Annotated in this window: 17 protein-coding genes; 9 read left to right on the top strand and 8 right to left on the bottom strand. The window is 67.9% G+C overall.

All coding sequences use genetic code 11. The features are described 5' to 3' along the window. Window positions 1-53: 53 nt before the first annotated feature. Window positions 54-350, top strand: a complete 297-nt coding sequence (locus AC50X9_RS00085) for a hypothetical protein (RefSeq protein ID WP_494888792.1) — start codon at window positions 54-56, stop codon at window positions 348-350. A gap of 98 nt (window positions 351-448) precedes the next feature. On the opposite strand, the gene AC50X9_RS00080 is transcribed toward AC50X9_RS00085, so the two are convergent. After that, window positions 449-3,955, bottom strand: coding sequence for a bifunctional proline dehydrogenase/L-glutamate gamma-semialdehyde dehydrogenase (locus AC50X9_RS00080; RefSeq protein WP_494888790.1), 3,507 nt, complete (start codon window positions 3,953-3,955; stop codon window positions 449-451). Between the two features lie 310 nt (window positions 3,956-4,265). Further along, entirely contained in the window at window positions 4,266-5,729 is a 1,464-nt protein-coding gene (locus AC50X9_RS00075) for an amino acid permease (RefSeq protein ID WP_494888788.1), read from the bottom strand. Window positions 5,730-5,870: 141 nt separating this feature from the next. Between AC50X9_RS00075 and AC50X9_RS00070 the strand changes: the two genes are divergently transcribed. From AC50X9_RS00070 to AC50X9_RS00050, 5 genes are all read left to right on the top strand, one after another. After that, a complete protein-coding gene (locus AC50X9_RS00070) occupies window positions 5,871-6,779 on the top strand; it encodes a LysR substrate-binding domain-containing protein (protein ID WP_494888786.1) in 909 nt (302 codons plus the stop codon). Window positions 6,780-6,897: 118 nt separating this feature from the next. Next, complete coding sequence (gene panD, locus AC50X9_RS00065) at window positions 6,898-7,326, top strand: aspartate 1-decarboxylase (protein WP_494888784.1); 429 nt, start codon at window positions 6,898-6,900, stop codon at window positions 7,324-7,326. A gap of 100 nt (window positions 7,327-7,426) precedes the next feature. Beyond that, complete coding sequence (locus tag AC50X9_RS00060; protein ID WP_494888782.1) at window positions 7,427-8,353, top strand: AEC family transporter; 927 nt, start codon at window positions 7,427-7,429, stop codon at window positions 8,351-8,353. Between the two features lie 54 nt (window positions 8,354-8,407). Continuing rightward, window positions 8,408-9,538: an FAD-dependent oxidoreductase gene (locus AC50X9_RS00055; RefSeq protein ID WP_494888780.1), complete on the top strand. Its 1,131-nt coding sequence runs from the start codon at window positions 8,408-8,410 to the stop codon at window positions 9,536-9,538. 164 nt (window positions 9,539-9,702) lie between these two features. Next, window positions 9,703-10,725 (top strand): GmrSD restriction endonuclease domain-containing protein, encoded by a 1,023-nt coding sequence (locus AC50X9_RS00050; protein ID WP_494888778.1) that lies wholly within the window; start codon window positions 9,703-9,705, stop codon window positions 10,723-10,725. Between the two features lie 66 nt (window positions 10,726-10,791). Here AC50X9_RS00050 and AC50X9_RS00045 read toward each other — a convergent pair whose 3' ends face one another. From AC50X9_RS00045 to AC50X9_RS00035, 3 genes are all read right to left on the bottom strand, one after another. After that, a complete protein-coding gene (locus tag AC50X9_RS00045; protein ID WP_494888776.1) occupies window positions 10,792-13,419 on the bottom strand; it encodes a trehalase-like domain-containing protein in 2,628 nt (875 codons plus the stop codon). 192 nt (window positions 13,420-13,611) lie between these two features. Then, window positions 13,612-14,601: an LLM class flavin-dependent oxidoreductase gene (locus AC50X9_RS00040; RefSeq protein ID WP_494888774.1), complete on the bottom strand. Its 990-nt coding sequence runs from the start codon at window positions 14,599-14,601 to the stop codon at window positions 13,612-13,614. 168 nt (window positions 14,602-14,769) lie between these two features. Continuing rightward, window positions 14,770-15,591 carry a glycoside hydrolase family 25 domain-containing protein gene (locus tag AC50X9_RS00035; protein WP_494888772.1) on the bottom strand — a complete coding sequence of 274 codons (822 nt, stop codon included), beginning with the start codon at window positions 15,589-15,591 and terminating at the stop codon, window positions 14,770-14,772. 195 nt (window positions 15,592-15,786) lie between these two features. Here AC50X9_RS00035 and AC50X9_RS00030 point away from each other — a divergent pair, with 195 nt between their 5' ends. From AC50X9_RS00030 to AC50X9_RS00020, 3 genes are all read left to right on the top strand, one after another. Further along, window positions 15,787-16,488, top strand: coding sequence for a type 1 glutamine amidotransferase domain-containing protein (locus AC50X9_RS00030; RefSeq protein WP_494888770.1), 702 nt, complete (start codon window positions 15,787-15,789; stop codon window positions 16,486-16,488). A gap of 64 nt (window positions 16,489-16,552) precedes the next feature. Further along, window positions 16,553-18,247: a helicase HerA-like domain-containing protein gene (locus AC50X9_RS00025; protein ID WP_494888768.1), complete on the top strand. Its 1,695-nt coding sequence runs from the start codon at window positions 16,553-16,555 to the stop codon at window positions 18,245-18,247. 138 nt (window positions 18,248-18,385) lie between these two features. Further along, the gene (locus AC50X9_RS00020) at window positions 18,386-19,378 is read left to right on the top strand and encodes a hypothetical protein (RefSeq protein WP_494888766.1); all 993 of its coding nucleotides are present in this window, start codon (window positions 18,386-18,388) and stop codon (window positions 19,376-19,378) included. Between the two features lie 752 nt (window positions 19,379-20,130). Here AC50X9_RS00020 and AC50X9_RS00015 read toward each other — a convergent pair. The 3 genes from AC50X9_RS00015 to AC50X9_RS00005 all read right to left on the bottom strand — a co-directional run bounded on the left by AC50X9_RS00015 (window position 20,131) and on the right by AC50X9_RS00005 (window position 24,653). Continuing rightward, complete coding sequence (locus AC50X9_RS00015) at window positions 20,131-22,092, bottom strand: NHL domain-containing thioredoxin family protein (protein ID WP_494888764.1); 1,962 nt, start codon at window positions 22,090-22,092, stop codon at window positions 20,131-20,133. Beyond that, window positions 22,089-24,251, bottom strand: a complete 2,163-nt coding sequence (locus tag AC50X9_RS00010; RefSeq protein WP_494888762.1) for a bifunctional copper resistance protein CopD/cytochrome c oxidase assembly protein — start codon at window positions 24,249-24,251, stop codon at window positions 22,089-22,091. The genes AC50X9_RS00015 and AC50X9_RS00010 overlap by 4 nt, the downstream gene beginning before the upstream one ends. 114 nt (window positions 24,252-24,365) lie before the next feature. Further along, on the bottom strand, window positions 24,366-24,653 hold the full coding sequence (locus tag AC50X9_RS00005; protein WP_024367639.1) for an HU family DNA-binding protein: 288 nt from the start codon (window positions 24,651-24,653) through the stop codon (window positions 24,366-24,368). Window positions 24,654-25,020: the final 367 nt, after the last annotated feature.

The raw sequence follows: 25,020 nt of genomic DNA, 5'->3' as shown, positions 1-25,020 counted from the left end.
CCATTAACCGACCACACAGCTCCACCGCATCGGCAACCCGGAGTCTCAAACCCGTGGCCCCGCTCTCGCAGGTAGTGCACCGCGGCGCGTCCGCGCATCACCCGAGCCGCGGACGCCTCGACCCGCACCAGACGACCCTAGTTGAGGCCGAATACGTCGGTAACCCCTACTGCGAACGGTGCGGGACCGACGAATTCATTTATCTTGAGACATTTGTTCCGGCCACGCATCACAGGGACGGTTCCATCAACCGGCTGGGCGAAGTGACGTACTTCTGCTCCGGTTGCGACGATTTCTCTGCGCACGCCGTGCCGGCGACCTGGGTGCCGCCGGGCTGGTACTTCGGCTGAGTCAGCGGGCGTCGAGCGCCCTTAAACCACGAGCCGGGCGGCCACTATTGGAGGGTGGCTGCCCGGCTCGTTTGTGTTTTCCGGCGGAGCGGCGGTCCTTAGATCAGCCCCTCGGACAGGTGGTTCGGCGTGCCGAACCGGTGCGCCGTGATGCTGATGGCCTGCTCGTGCAGGTACGGCAGCAGCTCAACGCGTCCGGCTTCGGTGACCGGGTGGTGGTAGCTGGCCAGGTCGGGACGTCCGCCGGTCGCCTCGGCCAGTGCCGTGGCGTTCCCTCCGATGAGCCGGATCCGCGAGGTGGCAAGCCTCGCGGCGCCGGCGAGCCGGGCCGCGAAGGCCAGCCAGCCGGCGTCGTCCTCCAAGGTCTGGTCAATGCCGAGCCCGGTGAGCACGGTGCGCAGCTGGGCGGGAAGTTCGACGGCGGTGGACACGGTCAGCGCGGAACCGGCCAGCACGCCGGCTGCCACCGTCCGGACCAGGCGGGCCAGCGGTTCGCCTTCGGAGAGCCGCACCGTGACCGGCAGCGCGCGGTAGCGGAAGATGTTCCGCTCGGCGCTCAGTCCGGAAACGTCCTTGGCCGTTCCGAATTCCTCGGCCCAGGCGACAGCGTCGGAGGCCAGGGCACGGCGCAGGACCTCCAGCTCCCCTGCGGACAGGATGCCCTGCGCCGCCTGCTCGATCCGGCGGACGCCGGGATGCGCGGCCGTCCCGGCATTCCCCGCCGCGGCGCTGGGCTTGCTGGCCCATTCGCCGAGACCAAGGAGATAGTTCGGCCCGCCGGCCTTGGTGCCGGCGCCGACGGCGGACTTCTTCCAGCCGCCGAACGGCTGGCGCTGCACGATGGCGCCGGTGATGCCGCGGTTGACATAGAGGTTGCCGGCCTGGACGGTGTCGAGCCAGAGACCCAGTTCCGCCGGGTTCAGCGAATGCAGTCCGGAGGTGAGGCCGTAGTCGATCTGATTCTGGATGGCGATGGCATCCTCAAGGGTTTCCGCCGTCATCACGCCCAGCACCGGGCCGAAGAATTCGGTCAGATGGAAGTAGGATCCGCGGCGCACGCCGTAGCGGACGCCCGGGCTCCAGAGCCGGCCCGTCTCGTCCAGTTTCCGGGGCTCGACGGCCCAGCTTTCGCCTTCGCCCAGCGTGGTGAGGGCGTTGAGCAGCTTGCCGCCGGCGGGTTCGATGATCGGGCCCATCTGGCTCGTCGGGTCCTCCGGGTAGCCAACCTTCAGCGAGGTGACGGCGTCGATCAGCTGGTTGTGGAAGCGCCTGGACCTGGCCACCGATCCGACCAGGATGACGAGCGAAGCGGCGGAGCACTTCTGGCCGGCGTGGCCGAACGCGGAGTAGGCGACGTCCTTGGCTGCGAGGTCAAGGTCGGCACTCGGGGTGACGATGATGGCGTTCTTGCCGCTGGTCTCGGCCAGCAGCGGCAGGTCCTTGCGGAAGGAGCGGAAGAGTTCGGCGGTTTCGTAGCCGCCGGTCAGGATCACGCGGTCCACCGCGGGGTGGGAGATCAGCTGCCGGCCAAGCTCCCGCTCACCCAGCTGGACCAGGGCCAGCACGTCCCGCGGGACGCCTGCTTCCCAGAGTGCTTCGATCATCACGGCGCCGCTGCGGCGGGCCTGCTTGGCGGGTTTGATCACGACGGCGGAGCCGGCGGCAAGGGCCGCGAGGGTGGAACCGGCCGGGATGGCCACCGGGAAGTTCCACGGCGGGGTGACCACGGTGAGCTTCGCCGGGACGAAGGTGGCGCCGTCGACGTCGTCAAGCCGGCGGGCCGATTCGGCGTAGTAGTGCGCGAAGTCGACGGCCTCGCTGACCTCCGGATCGCCTTGGTCAATGGTCTTGCCGGTCTCGCTGGCCATGACCTCCAGCAGGTCGGCGCGGCGGGATTCGAGGACGTCGCCGGCGCGGTGCAGGATCGCCGCGCGCTCGGCGCCGGACAGCGCACCCCAGGCTTTGCCTTTGTCCACAGCGGTTTCAATGACCCTGTTGAGGGTGGTCTCGTCGTTAATCGTGGCGGCCTCGACGGCGGCGTTGCCCAGCACCGAGGTCGGCACCCGCCCCAGGATGGCGCGGCCCCAGTCCCGGTTGGCCGGCAGCGACGGGTCGGTGTCCGCGGTGTTCTCGAAGGAGTCGTGCGGCATCGGCTCGGCCGGAAGGGCACGGTTCTGCCGGCGGTTGGGCGGCGGGACCTCGTCGTCGAGCCTGGTGAGCGAGGCGAGGAAGCGCTGCTGCTCGCGTTCGAACAGGGTTTCGTTCTCACTCAGTTCGAAGACGGCGGACATGAAGTTTTCCTGGCTGGCGCCTTCCTCCAGCCGGCGGATCAGGTAGGCGATCGCGACGTCGAACTCGGCCGGGTGGACCACAGGAGTGTAGAGCAGCAGCGAGCCGACGTCCCGCTTGACGGCTTCCGCCTGGCCCTGGGCCATGCCGAGCAGCATTTCGAATTCGACGCCGGATTCCACGGCGCGTTGCTTGGCGAGAAGCCAGGCAAAGGCGATGTCGAAGAGGTTGTGCCCGGCGACGCCGATCCGGATGTTGCGGATCCGGTCCGGGTGCAGCGCGTAGTTGATGACGCGCTTGTAGTTGGTGTCCGAGTCCTGCTTGGTGTGCCAGGTGGCCAGCGGCCAGCCGTGCAGCGACGCCTCCGCCTGTTCCATCGGCAGGTTCGCGCCCTTGACCACGCGGACCTTGATCGCGGCGCCGCCGGCGGCGCGGCGCGCGGCGGCCCAGTCCTGCAGGCGGATCATGGCGGAGAGCGCGTCCGGCAGGTAGGCCTGCAGCACGATGCCGGCCTCGAGGTCCTTGAATTCGGGCTTGTCCAGGATCCGGGTGAAGACCGCAATGGTCAGGTCAAGGTCCTTGTACTCCTCCATGTCCAGGTTGATGAACTTGGCTTTCTGTCCGCCGGTGGCAAAGGAGGCGGCGCGGGTGAAGAGCGGCGTGAGCTTCTGGACGACGTGTTCCACGGCCTCGTCGAAGGCCCAGGCGGAGTGCGGGGCCACCGTGGAGGAAACCTTGATGGAGACGTAGTCGACGTCGGGGCGGGCCAGCAGCTTGTGCGTGCCCTCGAGGCGGCGCGAGGCCTCGTGTTCGCCGAGCACGGCCTCGCCCAGCAGGTTGACGTTGAGCTTGATGCCGTCCTTGCGGATCCTGGCAATGGCGGGACCCAGCTTCGCATCGGTGGCATCGACGATCAGGTGCCCGACCATCTCCCGCAGCACGCGGCGGGCGATCGGGATGACCATTTGCGGCAGGACCGGAGCCATCGTGCCGCCGAGCCGGACGGCGCCGCGCATGTACCAGGGCAGGAACGCCGGGACCTTGGGGGCCAGCGCGGCGAGGTTGTGGGCGGCGACCTGCAGGTCCTCGGGGCGGACCACGCCGTCGACGAACCCGACCGTGAAGTCCAGCCCGTTCGGGTCCTTCAGGACCCCGGCCAACTGCTCGGCGGACGCGTCGACCGGGACCTTGGCTGCCTCGGTGAGCCAGCGGCGTACCAGCCTGATGGTCTCCTCGGCGAGGGCTGCGGCCTCAAGGACCGGAGAGCCCTCCGCGACAGGTGCATGCACTCCCGGCTGCGTTGAAATGTTGGTCATGGCTGGTACTCGTTCTTTCTCAAGAGGGACGTTCTAAATTCAGTATGGGCCCGGATTTTCATAAGATAAAGCGATGTTTTTTGAGCAATACTGGTTAGAAAAATTGAGCGGTCTGCGACCTCCGCCACGACCGCAACCCACCCCCCCGACGCTCCCTCACTTCCGGCAGCGTTTCGGGCGACGCTCCCTCACTTCCGGCAGCGAAACGGCGAACCCTCCCCCACGGAGTGAGAGAGGGTTCGCCGAGATTGGGCCGGATCCGAGGGAGCGTCCGGTTATTTGCCGCAGGAAGTGAGGGAGCGTTGGGGGGTCAGCCGGTGTGGCGGTGCATCTCGACGAGTTCCTCGTGCCGCGGACTGTCCGGATTCATCAGCGAGTGCTTACGGCCGTAGCCGAAGTAGATGGCCAGGCCGATGACGAGCCAGACGCCGAACCGCATCCAGGTCTCCCAGTGCAACTGGAACATCAGGAACGCCGACGCCAGTACGCCGAACGCCGGAACCAGCGGCATGAACGGCAGCCGGAAGGTGCGCGGGGCGTCGGGCTTCTTGTAACGGAACACGATGACCGCGGCGCAGACGACGACGAACGCGGCCAGGATGCCGATGTTTGTCAGGTCGGCAACCGCCTTGATCGGGAACACGCCGGCCAACAGGGCGGAGGCGACGCCGGCGATCCAGGTGACACGCTGCGGGGTGCCGTGGCGGTCAGTCTTGGCGAACCAGCCGGGGAGCAGTCCGTCGCGGCTCATCGAGAACCAGACGCGGGTGACGCCGAGCAGGAAGGTGAGCATCACGGTCAAAATGGACAGCACGGCAAAGACCGAGATGATCGTGGCGATCACCGGCAGGCCCACTCCGTTGAACGCCGAGGCAAAGCCGGCCTTGGGGTCGATGTCCTGATAGTTCTGCATGCCGGTGAGGACCAGGGTTGCCGCGACGTACAGGAGCATCGCAATAATGAGGGACAGGATGATGGCCTTCGGCATGTGCTTCTTGCCGTCGGTCGCCTCTTCCGCAGCGGTGCTCATTGCGTCGTAGCCAAACACGGCGAAGAAGACCGTCGCCGCGCCCGCAACGACCGGGCCGAACCCGCTGGGCATAAACGGGTTGTAGTTTCCGGTATCGATGTAGAAGATGCCGAGGCCGATGATGAACAGGATCAGGACCACCTTGATGGCGACGGCCACGAGTTCGAAGCGGCCGAAGGTCTTGGTGCCCCGGGACAGGATCCAAGTGACGATGAGGCAGACGACGATCGCCGGGATGTTGACGATGCCACCGGTGCCTTCATCCGGGGTGGCGGTCATCCAGACAGGCATCTGGATGCCGATGCCGGATAGGAAGGCGGCGAAGTAGCCGGAAATGCCGATCGCCACCACGGCCACAATCGCGATGTATTCCAGCAGCAGGTCCCAGCCAATGAACCAGCCGATGATTTCGCCGAGCGCCACGTAGCCGTAGGTGTACGCCGAGCCGGCCCGCGGGATCATGCCCGCGAATTCCGCGTAGGACAAGGCCGCGGCCGCCGAGGCAAGTCCCGCGATCAGGAAGGAGAACAGCACGGCCGGGCCGACGCCGGGTTCGGATTCGCTGCCGTGGGCCACCAGGCCCGCCAGCGAGAAGATGCCGACGCCGATGATGCCGCCGACGCCGATGGCGGTCAGTTGCCACAGCCCGAGGCTCTTGAACAAGCCGCTGTGGAGGTTTTCTTCCTCGATGTCGTCGATGGGCTTCTGCCGCATGATCGACCTGTCTATATCTTTTGCAGTCATCAGGGTCTCCCGCTCAGGTGTGATACCCATCAATCCACCCAGTGATGGGGGTTACTCGGTCTCAACAGTATGCAATCCGAATTGCATTAGATAAAGTGAATTCTCCTAATCAATATTCATTAGAATCACAAAGGAATTAGAATGCTGGATGTCCGGCGATTGCGTCTGCTGCGCGAGCTGAAGATCCGGGGCACCCTGGCCGAGGTAGCTGAGGCACTCCAGTACAGCCCGTCGTCGGTCTCGCAGCAGCTGGCCCTGCTGGAAAAGGAAGCGGGCGTCCAGCTGCTTCGCAAGACCGGACGCCGGGTCCAGCTCACTCCGCAGGCCGAAGTCCTGGTGGCCCACACGGCCCACCTGCTGGAAACGCTGGAACAGGCCGAGGCCGACCTGGCAGCCTCCCTGACGACTGTGACCGGAACGGTCCGCATTGCCGTCTTCCAGTCCGCGGCGCTGGCCCTGATGCCGGACGCCCTCACCCGGATGACGTCGCGTTATCCCGAAGTGCGGATCGAGATGACCCAGCGGGAACCCGAGACCGCGCTGCATGAGACCTGGGCACGGGACTTCGACCTGGTGATTGCCGAGCACTACCCCGGCCACGCGGCCCCCCGGTATGCCGAACTCGACCGCCTCCACCTCACGAGCGATGCGATCCGGCTCGCGGTTCCGCCGCGCACCCCCGGCGGGGCGGCCATCACGTCCCTGACGGATACCGCCGGGCTGCCCTGGGTGATGGAGCCCCGCGGGGCGGCGTCGCGGCATTGGGCCGAGCAGGCGTGCCGCAGTGCCGGGTTCGAGCCCGACGTCCGCTTCGAGACAGCCGACCTGCAGGCGCAGATCCGGCTGATCGAGTCCGGGAACGCCGTGGCCCTGATGCCGGACCTGGTCTGGACGGGCAGAGGCACGACGTCGCAGCTGATCACCCTGCCGGGCGACCCGCACCGGACCATCTTCACCTCGGTCCGGCGCTCCAGCGCGAAACGCCCGGCCATCCTGGCGACCCGCGAGATCCTGGCCGAGACGGCGGCGTCGATTCCGGCCGCAGCTTAAGCCCGTGGCCCCGCGGCCCCGCACCCCTGACCCCATGACCCCGTGACCCCGTGACCCCGCGGACGGTGTTGGATGGCTCACAGCGCTCCCGCCAGCCCGGCGCTAGACTTGTCCCGTTATGAATCGCACAATATTCAAGTCCAAAATCCACCGCGCCACGGTCACCCACGCGGACCTCCACTATGTCGGCTCGGTCACCGTGGACCTGGACCTGCTGGAAGCTGCCGATATCCTGCCCGGCGAGCTGGTCTCCATTGTCGACGTCACCAACGGCGCCCGGCTGGAAACCTACACGATTGCCGGCGAGCGCGGATCCGGGGTCATCGGGATCAACGGTGCCGCCGCGCATCTGATGCACGAGAACGACATCATTATTCTGATCACCTACGCCCAGATGACCACGGATGAGGCCAAGGCTTACAGCCCCAAGGTGGTCCATGTGGACAAGGACAACAAGATTGTCCAGATCGGCAGCGACCCCGCGGAGGGTCATACCCCCGGGATCATGCGGCCGCCCTACGCGCTGAACAACGCCGCGCTCAACTGACATTCATACTTCTGCCGTAACAGCCGGCCCGCGCAAATAAAGCTGATTACTCTGGAAGGGTGACTGCCGCCCTTCCCCTGCCTTCCATGCTGAGCGCCGCGTGCTAGGCGTCCTCGCCGGATTCTTCGTGGTCTGGTGCATCATCCTGGTGGGCATGTTCGTTGGCCGGCGGGGAATCCTGGGCGAGAACGCCCGCTCCGTGCTCAGCGCGCTGACCTTCTTCGTCGCCAGCCCCGCCCTGCTGTTCGACACCCTGAGCAAGGCCAAAGTCCACGACGTTTTCGCCGCCCCGCTGCTGGTCGCCGCGGTCGGTGCCATCACGACCGCGGCACTTTTCTTCGGCATCGTCCGCTTCCTGCTCAAGCGCTCCCTGCCGGAATCACTGCTGTCCTCAATGAGCGCTTCGCTGGCCAACTCCGCGAACCTCGGTATCCCCATCGCCGTTTACGTCCTGGGGGATGCAAGCTATGTGGCGCCGCTGCTGATCTTCCAGCTGGCGTTCTTCACTCCCCTGTTCCTGATGCTCCTGGACGCCACCACCAGCAAGCACCGGACCACCCCGCTGAGCTTCCTGCTGATGATCCTGCGGAACCCCATGATCGTTGGTTCCGGCCTTGGCCTGGCGGTGGCCGCCACCGGCTGGCAGGTGCCGCCTCTGGTGATGGAGCCTATCCACCTGATCGGCGGGGCAGCGATTCCGGCCATGCTGCTCGCCTTCGGGATGAGCCTGAACGGGTCCCGCCCGCTGCAGGCCTCGGCCGGGCGCCGTGCCGACACCCTGCTGGCCAGCGGCTTCAAGCTCATTGTCCATCCCCTGCTGGCGTACCTCTTTGCCCGCTTCGTCCTGCACCTGGACGGCCACGCACTGTTCGCCGCGGTGGTCACCTCCGCCCTGCCCAGCGCCCAGAACGTCTTTGTCATCGCCAACCGCTACCGGACCGGCCTCACCGTCGCTAAGGACACCATCCTGATCACGACCATCGTCGCGGTGCCTGCCATGATCGGCGTCGCGCTGCTCCTGGCCTGAACGTCCGGCCGTCGACGCTTCCGCGTATCCCGCACCACACCCTCCGGAGGACAAATGAGAACCAGCCTGGACACCGTCATCATCGGAGGCGGGGCCATGGGCTCGGCGGCGGCCTGGGCCCTCGCCAGCCGAGGACGGGCCGTGACGCTGCTGGAACAGTTCAGTCCCGGTCACCGCAACGGCGCCTCCCACGGCGCCACGCGCAACTTCAACCCCGGCTACGCCGATCCGAACTACGTGGCCATGCTCGCCGAGGCCGTTCGCCTGTGGGACGAGCTCGAGGCCGACGGCGGCGAGCGCCTGCTCGCGCGCACCGGCGTCGTGAACCACGGGCCCGATCCGCGGCTGCACGACGTGCAGAACGCCCTGCACGGTGCCGGCCTGCGGGCCGAATTCCTCAGTGCCGCGGCAGCCGCCGAACGCTGGCGCGGCATCCGGTTCGACCAGCAGGTCCTGCACATGCCCGACGGCGGGCAGTTGAATCCCGACGCCGCCCTGCCGGTGCTGCAACGTCTCGCCGCCGCCCGCGGGGCCGACATCCGGCACCGGGTCAAGGTGCTGGACATCGATCTGGACGACGACGGCGTCCGGCTCACGGTCGATTCCGGCGGGCGCACCGAGATGCTGGCCGCCCGGCAGGCCGTAGTCACCGCCGGGGCCTGGACCTCCAAGTTGCTCGGCGGGATGGCGCCCCTCCCCCGGCTGACCGTCACCCAGGAACAGCCGGCGCACTTCGCCGTCGCGGACCCGGGCGCCGTCTGGCCCGGGTTCAACCATGCTCCCGGCTCCGGTGCGGAATACGCGGACTGGTATTCACCGGTCTACGGCATGCAGACCCCGGGCGAGGGAATCAAGGCCGGCTGGCACGGCGTGGGACCGGTCGTGGACCCGGACCGGAGGTCTTTCACGCCGGAGCCTGCACAGCTGGCGGCGCTGCAGCAGTACGCGCGGCGATGGCTGCCCGGAGTGGATGCCGGCTCCCTCACCGACATCAGCTGCACGTACACCACCACCGTGGACGAGAACTTCATCCTTGACCGCATCGGACCGCTGGTGATCGGGGCGGGCTTCTCCGGCCATGGCTTCAAGTTCACTCCTGTCATCGGGCGCATCCTCGCGGACCTCGCCACCGGCGAAGGCCCGGCGCCGGCCATCTTCTCGGCCGCCCGGCCAGGAGTCCGCTGACCCCCACCGCGCCACGCCAGGACCAACGCGGGGTCACTTCGCGCCCATCCCGGGCCCCGGCACCGGCGCGAAGTGACCCCGCGTTGCTGTGCGCAGCGGTAGGCTGGGACCGGTCTTAAGACGTTGCTCGGGCACCCCCGCGCAACAGCACGAAATGGGGAGAATTGCACAGGGTCAGAACACGCGGCGGCGCCAGGTCCGGAGCTGTCGACTGGGTCGCGGCCGGGCTGGCCGGGCTGCTGCTGGTCTCCGCGACGGCGTGCGCCAACACTGGGACGGCTCCGGCCGCGGCCCCGCCCGCCGCGAGTTCCACGGCCAGCACCGCCGCGGCCGCCTCACCGACACCCGGCGTCCGGCTGGACCCGGAGCCCGGCGCGAGCGAGGGGGCGGGCCGCGCGGCCCAGCAACCTGCCCCCGCCGCCAAGGTCCTGGACGTGCTGGCCACGATCCCGGTGAAGGGCCGGGCGCCCAAAACGGGTTACTCGCGCGACCAGTTCGGCCAAGCCTGGGCAGACACCGACCGCAACGGCTGCGACACCCGCAATGACATCCTCCGCCGGGACCTCGCCGACCTCGCCCTGAAACCCGGCACCCGGGACTGCGTCGTCCTCTCCGGCATCCTCAACGACCCCTACACGGCAACGCTGATCAACTTTCTCCGCGGCAGCAACACCAGCGACGCCGTGCAGATCGACCACGTGGTGGCGCTCAGCGACGCCTGGCAAAAGGGGGCACAGCAACTCACCGCGGCCCAGCGGCTCGCCTTCGCCAACGATCCGCTGAACCTGCTCGCGGTGGACGGTCCCGCCAACCAGCAAAAGAGCGACGGCGACGCCGCCACCTGGCTGCCCGCGAACAAGTCCTACCGCTGCGACTACGTGGCCCGCCAGATCTCGGTCAAGTCCAGCTACGGGCTGTGGGTTACCCAGGCCGAGCACGATGCAATGACCCGGGTTCTCGGCGGCTGCCCGGACCTGGCCGCCCCCACCAGCCAGGCGCCGCCGCCTCCCCCGATGCAGGCGGCGACCCCAGCGCCGGCGCCCGCCGCCCCGGCACCGGACCCGGCAGCGGCGTATTACGCCAACTGCGCGGCGGCCCGCGCCGCCGGTGCCGCGCCGCTGCGGGCAGGCCAGCCGGGCTACCGCGTGCAGATGGACGGCGACCGCGACGGTGTCGCCTGCGAATAGCAGGACCAACGCGGACAGCGGAACAGCGGGCAAAGCAGGCAACAGGTCGAGGCTCCGGCGGAGGCTCTAGTTCTTGGGCAGTGCGTCCAACAGCCTGGCGCAGCGGATGAAACCCAGATGCGAGTATGCCTGCGGGTGGTTTCCCAGATGCGTTTCGGTGTCCGGGTCGTACTCCTCCGGCAGCAGCCCGGTCGGCCCGAACAGGTTGACCAGCTGGTCGAACAGGTCCCACGCCTCCTCGATCCGGCCCACCGCAACGTAGGCCTCGATCAGCCAGGTGGTGCAGATGTGGAAGCCGCCCTCCAGGCCCGGCAGTCCGTCGTCGTACCGGTAGCGGAACACCGTGGGACCCACGCGCAGTTCCCGTTCCACCGCCGTGACGGTGTCCAGGAAGCGCTGGTCGCTGACGTCGAGCAGCCCGGAAAGGCCAATGTGCAGCACCGCGGCGTCCAGGTCCGGGCTGTCGTAGGCGACGGTGTAGGATTCCGAACTCTCGTCCCAGCCTTCGCTCAGGACTTCGTTCCGGATGGCGTCAGCGGCCGGTTTCCAGGCGGGCAGCGGTGTCCGGCCGTGCCGCACGGCGGTGCGCAGTGCCCGGTCCAGCGTCACCCAGCACATCACCTTGGAGTAGACGTGGTGCCGCGGCGCCCGCCGGGCCTCCCAAATCCCGTGGTCCGGCTCGTGCCAGCGGGCCAGCACGGCGGAGGCCATTTGCACCATCAGCTCCCAGTGGGCGTCGGCCAGATTTCCGCGCCGGGCGGCCAGGGCGTCGATCAGCTCGGCGATCGGCCCGAAGACGTCCAGCTGCACCTGGTGGTCCGCGGCGTTGCCGATCCGGACCGGGCGGGAGCCCGCGTAGCCGGGGAGGCTTTCGATGATGGCTTCAGTGGACAGTGGCGACCCGGTCACCGAATACAGCGGGTGGAGCCATTCCGGTCGGGGGGCGTGGGCCAGGATCCGCCCCAGCCAGGCCAGGAAACCGTCCGCCTCGGACGTCGACCCGAGATCCACGAGTGCGTTGACCGTCATGGAGCCGTCGCGCAGCCAGCAGTACCGGTAGTCCCAGTTCCGCGTGCCGCCGATCCCTTCCGGCAGCGACGTCGTGGGCGCAGCCAGGACCGCGCCGGTGGGCTCGTGGACCAGGGCGCGGAGCACCAGGGCCGAGCGGCGGACCAGGGAGGGTTTCACCGCGGGCAGCTGCAGGGACTGCACCCAGCGCCGGGAATGATGCGCGACGGCGGCGCGGCGCGAGTTTTCCTCGGGAGCTTGGGTGCGCTGCGGTGCTGTGTCGCCGCAGCGCAGGTTCAGCACCACCGGGCCGTGCCGGAGGTCCACTTCGGCGGTGGCGGTGGCATGCCGCCCGTCAGAGGTGATGGAAAAGTCAGCCCCGGGTGCCAGCAGGGTGATGGGATCCGCGGTGCCCACGAGGTGCAGCTCCTCGCCGCGGGCTTCCATGCTGAAGGACGCGTTGGCGTAGTCCGGGCGGGGCGCAAAGACAATCCGCGCCGCTCCGGTGCCCGACAGGACCCGGACCAGGCTGGTGACGCCTTCCGGTGCCGGCTCCAGGTAGTCGGTGACGGTGACATCCGCCCAGCGGGTTTCCACGATCATGGTGCTGTCCACATAGCGCTGCCCCAGGACTTGCGAGGCCTTCACCGGCTCGACCGAAAAATGACCGGCCGCATCGCCGCCGAGAAGGTGGGCGAAAAGGGATCCCGAGTCGGGCAGCGGGTGGCTCATCCAACAGATCCGGGCGTCCGGCGTGATGAGTGCCGTGGAGGACCCGTTGCCGATCATGGAATGCCGCTCCAGCCCAACGGCGTCCTCCCCGAACAGCCAGGCCCGGCGGAGTTCAAAAAGGATGGCAAGGACCCTGGCAAAGGACTCCGGATCCCGGAGCCGGTGCCCAGCCACTGTCGGGCCCTCCCCTACCCGTAGCGCCATGTCGGGTCCGCGCAGGGTCTGCATTGCGAACTCATCGCTGGCCGCGTCCCCCGCGTAAAGGGCCGCGCTGACGCCAAGCATGGAGCGCAGGTGTTCCAGTGCGCCGGCCTTGGCCGGCTCCACCACGGACAGGTCCAGGACCGAGCCGTCCACAATGAAGGACAGCCCGTGCGCCCGGGCGATTTCCTCCGCCTGCTGCATGGCCAGCGCTGCCACGTCGGGGGCGGCCGGGCGGGTGTGCACGGACACGGCGACGGGCTTCCGCTCGATGGTGATGCCGCGGTACGCGCCCACGGTTTCGGCGAGCGCCTGGCTGGCCTGCTGCAGCAACGATTCGGTGGCGAGGGACAGGCCGTGGGCGTACCCCATGTCGAACTCCGCGCCGTGCGAGCCGACCAGGTGCACTTCGGCGGGGAGCCGGGAGACGGCCGCCAGGTCACGCAGGGACCGTCCCGAGATGACGGCGGCGTGGGTGTTCGGAAGGGCGGCCAGCGCCCGGAGCGCAATCGCAGCACTGCCCAACGGCAGGGTCTCGGTGGAAATGCCTTCCGCGCTGCACAGGGTCCCGCCATAGTTGCAGGCCACGAGCAGCCCGGGCGTGCGGGCCAGGATCTTGAGTTCCGCCAGCAGCTGCGGCGTCAGGCCGTCGTCCGCGGCGTTGGTCTGCACAAAGGCGCGGAGCAGGCCCAGCGGCAGCGATTTCGTCAGGAGAGCAGAGTCGGCCAAGGACTGGTTGAGCGGGGTGGGCATGCGCGGAGTCCTTTGATTAGTCCCCAATGCCTGCATGAGACCGCCCGTAAAGGACGTACTTCCAGTATCCGCCCGGCCCATTTCCCGCGGGTGTCCCGGTTGTTGCAGCTATGTAACATCCGCGTGCGCCGGACCCACGGCGCCGCTGCCGCCGGACTCCCGCGAAGCCCATCGGGGCGCAGCCTCCGGCGTTTAGACCCGGACCAGGCCGGCGACGTCGGCCAGCAGCTGCACCGACCGCAGCCGCGCCTTCGTGCCGGTGCTCTGGTGCGCGACGATCAGCTCGTCGGCGTCGGCATGGGCGGTGAATCCGTCGAGGTATTCCAGCACGGCGTCCGGTGTTCCAACGGCGGAATACTTCATCATCTGCGCGACGTGCTGGCCCTGCGGCGAGTCCAGGATCATGTCCGCCTCGTCGTCGCTGAATTCGCGGCCGTTGCCGAAGAACAGCGCGACGCGCGCTCGTTTGGTGGCCTGGAACGTCTCCTGCGCCTCGGCAGCGGAATCCGCTGCGATCACGTTGACTCCGGCAATGACGTGCGGGGCGTCAAGCTGCGCGGAGGGCTGGAAGTCGCGGCGGTAAATGGCGACGGCGTCCTGGAGTGCGTTCGGCGCGAAGTGCGAGGCGAAGGCGTACGGCAGGCCAAGTTGCGCGGCGAGCTTGGCTCCGAAGAGCGAGGATCCGAGGATGTAGAGCGGCACGCTGGTGCCCTTGCCGGGGGTGGCTTCCACGCCCTGGATGCGCGTGGGGCCGGTCAGGTAGCCCTGAAGTTCCAGCACGTCCTGCGGGAAGCTGTCCGCGGACATCGGGTCCCGGCGCAGGGCGCGCAGCGTGTTCTGGTCGCTCCCGGGCGCGCGGCCCAGTCCCAGGTCAATCCGGCCCGGGTGCAGGGTTTCGAGAGTGCCGAACTGCTCGGCGATGGTCAGCGGCGAGTGGTTGGGCAGCATCACGCCGCCGGCGCCGAGCCGGATCCTCTCGGTCTGGGCGGCGATGTGGGCGATCAGCACGCTGGTGGCCGAGGAGGCGATGGCCGACATGTTGTGGTGCTCGGCGTACCAGACGCGGCGGTAGCCGAGCTTCTCGGCGAGCTGTGCCATGGCCACGCTTCCCGCGAAGCTCTCTGCCGCCGTCTGGCCCTTGCCGATGGTTGCCAGGTCAAGGATGGAAAGCGGAACAGTCACGGAAAAGCCGGCCTTTCGTAGCGGGGAGTCTCTGGCGCAGCGCCGGGTCCCGGCACACGCACACAATGGACAACGACGCCGGGCTCCCGGATATTTCTGCCCTAGCGGCGGCGCAGGCCATAAACGGGCCTCACGGCCGGTCCCGCCACCGCGCGCCGGCGGTGGCGCCTAGTCCAGATCAGGGTCAGGGCAGGAATAGTTGTAGTCCAGGCCGCCGGAAACGTACTGCGTCAGGGCCACCCGGCCGCCGGGTGTGAGCGCCGGCAAGGAGCAATTGGCCTTGGCCCCCGTCAGCGACCGCGCACCCGCCAGCCAGCTGGGCAAACCTGCGAGCGGGCTGCTGGACGGGACCGTCCCGGCGATCTGTCCCCACTGGTAGCCGGTGGAATAGAGGCCGACGTCGGCTTTGATGCTCTTGAAGTAGGCGGCCATTCCCTCCAGGTCGGCGACGTTGTCGGCCTTGACGGGCTGCCAGCTGTTTTCGGTCTCGACATCCAGCCACCACAGGTAGTCCTGCGGATTGGCGACTCCGCGGATCGTGGCGTCGTCGTACGCCTTGGCGTAGCCGTACATGTACGAGCAGGCTCTGAAATCGTCCGGTTCGCTGCTACACACGCCGTACGGGTTGGGCACGTCGACGCCGCCGTAGTGGTTCGATTTCGGCCACCATGATCCCTGCAGGCCCGGATTTGCCGTATTGACATACAGCGCGACCCTCGGCTGGGGGGTGATCGCCGGGTCCGGGGCGGTGTCTGCCCACGCGAGCTGGGCTGCCAGGCACGGGTTGGTGGTGTTGGCGAGGCCGTTGTTCACCCCGACGATGGCGAATGCTGGCTTTTTCGGGAGGGTCTTTCCGCACTGTGGCCACGAAACGTCGATGCCGACCGGGTTGGACGGCGGCGGGGCCGCGGCGGCCGGCCCTCCGCCCAGCAGCACGAGGCCAAGGGTGATGGCGGCGGAAGCAAGCTTGGTCAATACCCGGGTAGCCATACCCCAGCTTACTTCCGCGCCCGGCCCGGGTCCCGGAAAGCCGACGCGCGAGTCGGCGAACGGAATACTCAGCCGCCTTACGGAGTTTCCGCCCCTATGGGCCGGCAACGCCCCGCAGGCCGGACTCGAAGCCCCGAACGGGGCCCTCTCAAGTTTTCAACGCCGGCCGTGGGGCCGGCAGAACAGGAGCTTCACATGGCTAACATCCTGATGGTCGTATCCGCCGCTGATTCCCTCACCATGCGGGACGGCAGCGAACACCCCACCGGTTTCTGGGCCGAGGAGCTGGTGGTTTCCCACCGACTCCTGCTCGAAGACGGTCACAGAGTCCAGCTGGCCACCCCCAGCGGCGCGAAGCCCACGGTCGACGAGGTCAGCCTCGCCGCCGAGTCCGCCGGCGGCCAGGACCGCGCCGACGGGTTCCGGAAGTACCTGGCCGGGCTCGACGACGAGCTGTCCGCGCCGCTGGCCCTGGCCGACGTCGACCTCTCCGCCTACGCTGCGATCGTCCTGCCCGGCGGCCACGGCCCGATGGCCGACCTCTACCGGGATGCCGACCTCGGCAGGCTGCTGGTTGCGGCGAACACGGCCGGCAAGGTCATTGCCCCGTTCTGCCACGGCCCCGCCGGTCTGCTGAGCGCCACGGACGACGCCGGGGCGTTTGCGTTCGCGGGACGGCGCGTCACCGTGTTCACCAACGAGGAGGAACTCAACGGCGGCACCGGCGCCAACACGCCGTGGTTCGTCGAGGACGAGCTGAAAGGCAAAGGCGCGATCGTTGAGAACGCGGCCGCCTGGACCTCCCACGTGGTGCGCGACGCCAACCTGATCAGCGGCCAGAACCCGCAATCCAGCGAGGATGTGGCCAAGGAAGTCGTTAAGGCCCTCGCCGAATAACACTGCAGTTGTAAGACCTGCTCTAGCCGGGTCCAGCGACGCCGGACCCGGCTAAGCTGTCGGCATGGCCATCAAATCCACTGCAGACAAAGTCGCCACCATCCAGAAGGGTTACACCCTCGAGGGACCCACGATCGAACTGGGCGCCGCGATCATCGACGGCGAAGTCCACAAGGATGCTCCCGTCCGGCTCCCGCTCTCCATGATGAACCGCCACGGGCTGGTGGCCGGCGCAACCGGTACGGGCAAGACAGTCACCCTGCACATGATGGCCGAACAGCTCTCCACCGCCGGGGTCCCGGTGTTCCTCGCCGATATCAAGGGCGACCTCTCCGGCCTCGCCACGGCCGCCACCGGCAGCGAGAAGCTGCTGGCCCGCACGGATGGAATCGGCCAGACCTGGTCCGGCAAGACGTTCCCGGTGGAGTTCCTGGCCCTGGGCGGCGACGGCTACGGCATCCCGGTCCGCGCCACTGTCACCTCCTTCGGCCCCATCCTGCTCTCCCGCGTCATGGAGCTCAACGACACGCAGGAATCGAGCCTGCAGCTGGTCTTCCACTTCGCGGACAAGAACGACCTCGAGCTGATCGACCTGAAGGACCTGCGCGCCGTCATCCAGTTCCTCACCTCTAAGGAAGGCAAGGACGACCTCGAGGAACTCGGCGGGCTGTCCAAGGCGACCGCCGGTGTCATCCTGCGTGAACTGATCACCCTTGAGGCCCAGGGCATGGAGAAGTTCTTCGGCGAGCCCGAGTTCGACACCGCCGAATTGATGCGCACCGCCCCGGACGGGCGCGGCGTCATCACCTGCCTGGAACTGCCCACCCTGCAGACCAAGCCGATGCTGTTCTCCACCTTCCTGATGTGGCTCCTTGCCGACCTCTTCGACGAGCTTCCCGAAGCGGGCGACCTGGACAAGCCGAAGCTGGTGTTCTTCCTGGACGAGGCCCATCTGCTGTTCAACGGCGCCTCGAAGGCCTTCCTGGACGCCATCACCACCACCGTGCGGCTGATCCGGTCCAAAGGCGTCGGCATCTTCTTCGTCACCCAGACCCCCAGGGATGTCCCCGCTGAGGTCCTGGGCCAGCTGGCCAACCGCGTGCAGCACGCCCTCCGTGCCTACACCCCGGAGGATGCCAAGGCGCTCAAGGCCACGGTCTCCACCTTCCCAATGAGCGACTACGACCTTGAGGAAACCCTCACCTCGGCCGGAATCGGCGAAGCTGTCATCACCGTCATGAACGAGAAGGGCGCTCCGACTCCGGTGGCACTCACCCGCCTGCGGGCACCGGAATCCGTGATGGGCCCCAGCGCCGACGCGCTGATCTCCAGCACCGTGGCCGGCTCGGCGCTGCTGCCCATGTACGGCACCGCCGTCGACAACGTGTCCGCCTACGAGAAGATCTCCGGTAACGCTTCGTCCGACGACGCCGCGGCGGCTCCGAGCGCGGGCGGCGGTGTCGGTGGCACCGCCGACGTCGACGCCGACGCGCGGCGGATCGAGGAGGAAATCCTGGGCCGCCCCAGCAGCCGGCCCGCTCCGGCGCCCGAGCGCGCGGAACCCGAGCGCCAGGCACCTGCGCGCCAAGCACCACGGCAGTCCGAACGGCCGCCGTCGGACGGCGGCGGGTTCGCAGGGGCCCTGGGTGGCGCCCTCGGCGGAGGCCTCAAGAGCATGGCGCGGTCGCTGGGAACCCAGATCGGACGCGAACTGTTGCGCGGAGTCTTCGGCACGGCCCCCAAACGCCGCCGCCGTTAGGGGTCCGGGAAGCATTAGGACCCCTCCCGGACTTGCCCCTGCCGGCTGGCCGGGCGGTGATCCGGAGTGCCCTGCCAGGGTGGGCCGCCTGTGACAAGAGGAATCCGCTGGGGTGCAGGTAACGTAAGGTACGTGCAAATGAGTCAGGCGTTGGTCAAAATCGCAGCCGGGTGGCTGATGGGCCTGATGCTCGCCGTGGCCGGGGCAATCGTCGCGGTCAACATCGTGAATGGCTCAATCGCGAGCCCGCAGCAGCCAGTGCGCGAATACCTCGATGCGTTGCAGAAGGGCGAGGGCGAGAAGGCCCTGGGCCTGTTACGCGCCTCGGTACCCCAAGGCAACCCCGCCATGCTGGACGGCACGGCGCTACAGACAGCGGCCGCGCGGATCAGCGGCGTAAAGTACGGCGACGCCGAGGACCGCGGCGGAAACCAGGTCATGGTGCCGATCGACTACACGATCGACGGCAGCCAGTTGCGGACGGAGTTCCTGCTGGAGAAGTCCGGCGTGGAATGGTTGTTCTTCCACAAGTGGGCGTTTGTCCCGGCTGCCCTTCCGATCCTTGACGTCACGGTGGTCAACTCCAGCGAGGCCACTCTCAATGGCGTTCCGGTGAACATGCCCAACGGCAGCAACTTCTTCCCCGTGTTTTATCCGGGCGAGTACGAGGCGTCCCTGGCCGGTGAGTACTTCTCGGCCCCGCCCACCAAGGCGACGCTGTCCGGCCGGGACGTGCCCGTGGCCCCGCTGAACCTGATGACCGAGGCCACCGACGGACTGAAGTCCGCCGTGAGCGGCAAGGTCAAGGAGTTCCTGGACAGCTGCGCCGACACGGCCGACAAAGAGCAGAAGCTCCAGCCGGACTGCCCGTTCTACCACACGACCAACAACCGCGTCATCGACGGCACCATCGACTGGAGCATCACCGAATACCCCACCGTCAGCATTGAGCCCTTCGACGGACGCTGGCTCGTGGCCCCCCTGGACGGCAAGGCGCGGATCAAGGCCCAACAGGTGGATCTGTTCACCGGGGCGGTAGCGGAAGTCAACGCAGTCCACGATTTCAGCTTCACCACCCGTCTGGACGTCGACGCCGGCACCGTCAAGGTCACCCCGCTCCTGAGCTACTGAGCCAGTAAGCGGCTGCGCAGTGAGCGGTCCACGCGCAGCCCGTCTTCCGCTAAGTTTGTCGCTGCAGGCCCGCAATAACCTGCCCGCCGTGACACCGACCGTGGAAGATTCAGCCCGGCGAGGACGGCCAGGGCTTCGGCCATCATTCGCGCCGGTGAGTACATGACGTGCTCGTAGTAGTACCGGAGCACCGCGCAGCCCGTGACGACGGAGGCGTTTAACCATGGTGCCGAATCGATGCTTGAGGCCGAGAAGGACCTGGCGGGCGCGGCCATTGCGTCTCCCCGGGAGCCTGTCCCGCAGGAACTCGGTTTCCACCGCCCAGAGACGGTAGGGCGCAGCGCTGCGGCAAGTGATGAGCTGCCTCCGCTGCAACAGCGCTATGTGGTCCGGCGGCGTCGTCGGGAGTGCATAGAGTCCGCGGACCGGCTGGAGGACGCTTGCCCGCACCGCCGCCGCAGGGCCGCATCGTCGGCCCCTAGAAGGGCGAGCGCGGGCCTTCGGGCCGCTCCCCCGCAGATGGCCAAAGCCCTGAAGACATCCATAGGGCAATTCTTCGCCGACCCGGGGGCGGCCGGAACGCCCACCAGCTATGTGGACATCCTCGCGTCATCCGGCGCAGTTTTTTTGCGGCTGGCCGCATCCGCCGGGCCGAGGAATGCGCGGATCCCGGCTCCGTTTAAAGCCAAAAGGCTGCTGCCCGTGACGCCCTGGTCACGAACAGCAGCCAAATTTGGCCGCACGAATGGAACTCAGTCCATGCCGCGCAGGTCCAGCACCAGTTCCGTGTCGCCGTTGGCCTGCAGCAGCACCGGAATGCCCCAGTCCTGCTGGTACAGGTGGCAGGCCGCGTGGTCCGGGATCTCACCGTCCGCATCCTCGGGGCCGTCGCAGGCAGCGGCGCGGGCGGTGATGTGCAGCACTCCCTCCGGCACGTCGGAGGAGAGTTCCAGGGTGCGGAGCAGGCCCACCGAAGTCCCGCCGCCGGCCAGCAGCAGTTCCGGCGGGGTCGAGGAAATCTTCAGCTGGGTCGGATCGCCCCAGCGGTCGTCCAGTTTCTGGCCGGTCGGTGCGGTGAAACGGATAGTCAGCTCCAGCAGCCCGGGGGCCACGGGGCTCTTGGGCCGGTGGGTCTGGGCCGCTCCCTCGTCAACCTGCTGTGCTTCCTTGGGGATCGGCACGTAGACCAACTGGTGCTTGTTGGCCTCGACCACCACCAGCAGAGGTTCGGCGCCGGCCACCTGCGTGTGGTCCACAATGACATCGGAGGGCTCGGACAGCCCGCGAGCCAGCGTGGAGACGGTGCCGGAGGCGGGGTCGTAGCGGCGGACGGCACCGTTGTAGGTGTCCGCGATCGCCACGGAGCCGTCCGGCAGCACGGTGACGCCCAGCGGGTGCTGCAGCCGGGCATCGGAGGCCTGCCCGTCGCGGAAGCCGAAGTCGAACAAGCCCTTGCCGACAGCGGACTCCACGGTGATGCCGCCGCCGTCGCCGATCACGAGCTTGCGCAGCGCCGAGGTCTCGGAGTCCGCCACCCAGATGTTGCCGTCGGCGTCCTCGGCGAGACCGGAGGACTGGGCGAACCAGGCTTCCTCGGCCGGCCCGTCCAGCAGGCCTTCGAGTCCGTTGCCGGCGATGATGGAGACAGCCCCGGAGCGCGGGTCGAAGCTGAAAATCTGATGCACGCCGGCCATGGCAACCACGACGGCGTTCAGCTTGGTGGACCAGACAACGTCCCAGGGCGAGCTAAGCGAGACCTGCAGCGGGTCCGCCTCCAGCCGGGCCCCGTAGGCGACGCCCTCCTCATCGACCCTGGCCGGTCCGGTTTCCAGCAGCCGCTGGACACCGTTGCCGGCCAGCGTTCTGGTGGTTCCGTCTCCGAGATTCAGACCGCGCAGGCGGTGGTTCACGGTATCGGCGATCACGACGTCGTAGCCCGCCTCGACGGCGGCTTCCACGGGGAGCAGGACCAGGCCCTGGGGTTCGTTGAAGCGTGCCGCCGCGGCATTGCCGTCGAGGTGGCCCTTCGCGCCCGATCCGTAGGTGGCCAGCACCGTCTGGAAGTCGGTGGAGAGTTCCACGAGACGGTGGTGCCCGGTGTCGGTGACCAGCCAGGACCCCGCGTCCGGGGCGCTTCCGACGCCGCGGCCGGCGGGGAGGAACAGGGCCTTCCCGGGGAACCGCAGCGTCCCCGACGTCGGCTCCGGCGCCACATAGGGTCCGTCGCCCCGGTGCAGGGTGCCCTTGGCCTCGTGCTCGGCGATCAGCTCAGGGATGAGCACCGCGAGGCCGTCAGCGTGGCCTTCGCCGGAGAGGTGGGCCACGATGTAGCCCTCGGGGTCGATGACCACCAGCGTAGGCCAGGCGCGTGCCGTGTAGGCCTTCCAGGTGTCCAGCTCGGGATCGTCCAGGACCGGGTGGCGGATCTCGTAGCGCTCGACGGCGGCAGCGAGGGCCACCGGGTCCGCCTCGTGCTCGAACTTGGGCGAGTGCACGCCGACAGTGACGAGGACGTCGGAGTACTCCTGCTCGAGCGGTCTGAGTTCGTCCAGCACGTGCAGGCAGTTGATGCAGCAGAACGTCCAGAAGTCCAGCAGCACAATTTTGCCGCGCAGGGATTCCAGGTCCAGGGACTTGCCGCCGGTGTTCAGCCAGTTGCGGCCGACCAGCTCGGAGGCCCGGACCCGGAGGTGGGTGCGTACGGTTTCGGTCATGAGCGTCCTTCCAGCTTTGAGTTGCGTTCGGCAAGCTTGGCATCGCGCTCGGCCAGCTTGGCAAACATATCGTTGTAAGCAGTCAGATCGGCGTCGTTATTCCTGTCTGCCGCCCGGTCGGTGCGCTTGGACTCGCGCGCATCGGAGCGGGACCACATAACGGCGACGCCGATCGCAACCAGCAGGGTGGGCACTTCGCCGATGCCCCATGCCACCGCTCCGCCCATCTGCTGGTCAAGCAGGGCTGAGGGGCCCCAGGTCCGGCCCAGGTTGCCGAAGTAGTCCGCGGCCAGCAGGCCGGTTCCGCCCATGATGGCGACGCCGAAGAAGGCGTGGAACCCCATCGTGGCCAGGAGCAGCAGCAGCCGCATGGGGTACGGCGCGCGGCGGGGCAGCGGGTCCGTGCCGATCATGGTCAGCACGAAGATGTAGCCGGTGAGTGCGAAGTGCAGGTTCATCAGCTCGTGGCCCACATGGTCACGCATCGCGTAGCCGAACGCTTCCGAGTAATAAAACAGCACGATCGAGCCGGCAAAGTTCGCGGCGGCGAACAGCGGATGCGTCACCAGCTGGGAGAACTTCGAATGCACGAAGATCAGCAGCCATTCCCGGGGGCCGCGCGAGCTGTCCCGCCGCGGCGTGAGTGCCCGCAGGGCCAGTGTCACCGGGGCGCCGAGGACCAGGAAGATCGGGGCCACCATGGTCAGGGCCATGTGGTCCACCATGTGCGCGGAGAACAGCACCCGGCCGTAGACTGCCGGCGGGCCGGAGGTCACATAGGTCAGGACCCCGAGACCGATGACCCAGTTGACGGTCCGGAACCAGGACCAGGAGTCCCCGCGTCGGAGCACCTTCCGCAGGCCGAGGACGTAGGCCACGAGGCCAAAGACCGCGACGGCGACCCAGAGCCAGTCGAGCCGCCATTCGGTCAGCCAGCGCTCCGGGGTGAGTTCCGGTGGCAACTCGTAGCCGGAGACGATAAAGGCCGGGGAGGCATCCGTTACCGGAGCCTCGCTTCGCGGCGGCGCTGAGCGGCCAAGTGCGACGGCGATGCCCGACGTCGCGCCCATGATCAGCAGCTCCGCGATGACGAGCTGCCAGAGCACGCGGCGGGCGGACAGTCCGCCGCGTTGACTCCCCAGCTGCGGGATGACCCAGCGGCGGTGCATCAGGCCGATGCCGCCGAGGACGAGGGTGGCTGCTGCTTTGGCGAGGATCAGCTGCCCGTACGTCGAGCCGAAGAGGTCGTTCCAGGAGGTGAGGCGGATGCTGGAATTGATCACCCCGGACGCGAAGACCAGAACGAAGGCGAAGCCGGCCAGGGAAGAGAAGCGACGGAGTGTCGGTTCGGTGATATCCGGGCGGCTCCCCGCCTTGGAGCCGGACGCCGCGCCTCCCAGCACGCCGGAGAGCAGCACCAGCATGATGATCCCGCCGAGCCAGGCTGATATCCCCACCAGGTGCAGGCCGAGCGAGTTGATGGCGCCCTCGTGGTCGGCTGAGCTGGCGGAGTGGCCGATCAGCGCGGCTGGTACGAGTCCGATGAGGGAGAGCAGCAGGGTTGCCGTCAGGCCGCCCAGGGAGCGGACGCCAAAGAGGGCGGTGGTGACTACGGCGGCGATGATGACGACGGCCAGCCAGGCGCGGCCCGAGTCGATGTCGGTCATGAAGTAGACGAGGGACCGGGTGTACTCCGGGTCCCCGGAGACCTCCTGGCCGGCGATGTCCGAGTAGCTCAGCACCAGCACCGCAATCGCCGAGAGTGTCCAGACGGCGCCCGCTGCGGCCGCGACCGCCAGCGCCCGGGTGAACGCCGGGTGTTCCGGGAGATCCTTGGCCTTGGACCGCGATCCGGCAAGTGAGCGGGGCAGAATTCCTACGGCGAAGAGCAGCCCGCCGATGACTGTGGCAAGCGAGGTGTTGTGGACGGCCTTGCTGACCGGCAGCCCCCAGCGGACCAGGCCGCCCGGGTCAGAGACCCCGCGGGCGGCTGCCGCCCCGGAGAACAGCAGGGCTGCAGCAAGCGCCAGGAACAACACTGCAAGACCCGCGAACAGCCAGGGGCGGGAGACCCCGCCGGAACCGGCAACAGAACCTCGCTCTCCCCCGGACGGGGTGGGGGCGGCTGTTGTGGCACGGGGATTTGCTGCGGAAGGCACAAGTCCATTGTCCGCTACGCCCCGCCTGCTCGCCGAATCGAGCCTGCTGCGCACCCTGATGAAAAAGGAGCGGCGACCCATTGGGTCGCCGCTCCTTTCAAGCGTTCAAGAAGACTACTTCTTCTTGGAGACAGCAGCCTTCAGCTTGGACCCGGCGGTCAGCTTCACGCTGTGGCCTGCGGCGATCTGAATGGTCTCGCCGGTCTGCGGGTTGCGGCCGGTGCGAGCTGCACGGTCGGTGCGCTCAACAGCGAGCCAGCCCGGGATGGTGATCTTTTCGCCTGCGGCGACGGAGGTCTCGAAGACCTCGAACAGTGCATCCAGCACGGAGTTGACGGCTGCCTGGCTGGTGCCGGCCTTGCCTGCTACCTCTGCAACAAGTTCACTTCGGTTCTTAGCCATTTATGTCCTCCTGGACGGTCATGATCTCTGGAGCCTGCACGCGGCATGCGCACAAGCCACTGTTCGAAAACTTACCAGCTTGCCGCCGCCGAGATGGGAAATTCCGCGTGTTTTCGGCCTTTTTCAAGGAAAAACCCACGAATCGGCGTCTTTGGGACGCATATTTCGCCGTCAGCGGACGCTCCCTCAGTTCCGGCGGGGGTCTGCCCCGCGTTGCCCAAGGCGTACGACGGCGGTACCAGCCCCCTTGCCGCGGCCCGGCGGGCCCCGCCGGCGGGTGTTTGGGGGGTTAAATGCGGGAGAGCCCCGACCTGTGTGGTTGGGGCTCTCGACCGTGTAATGATGTTCCGGCGGTGACCTACTCTCC

Source organism: Pseudarthrobacter sp. HLT1-3, from assembly GCF_059383535.1.
This window is presented reverse-complemented; position numbering and strand designations above follow the sequence as displayed.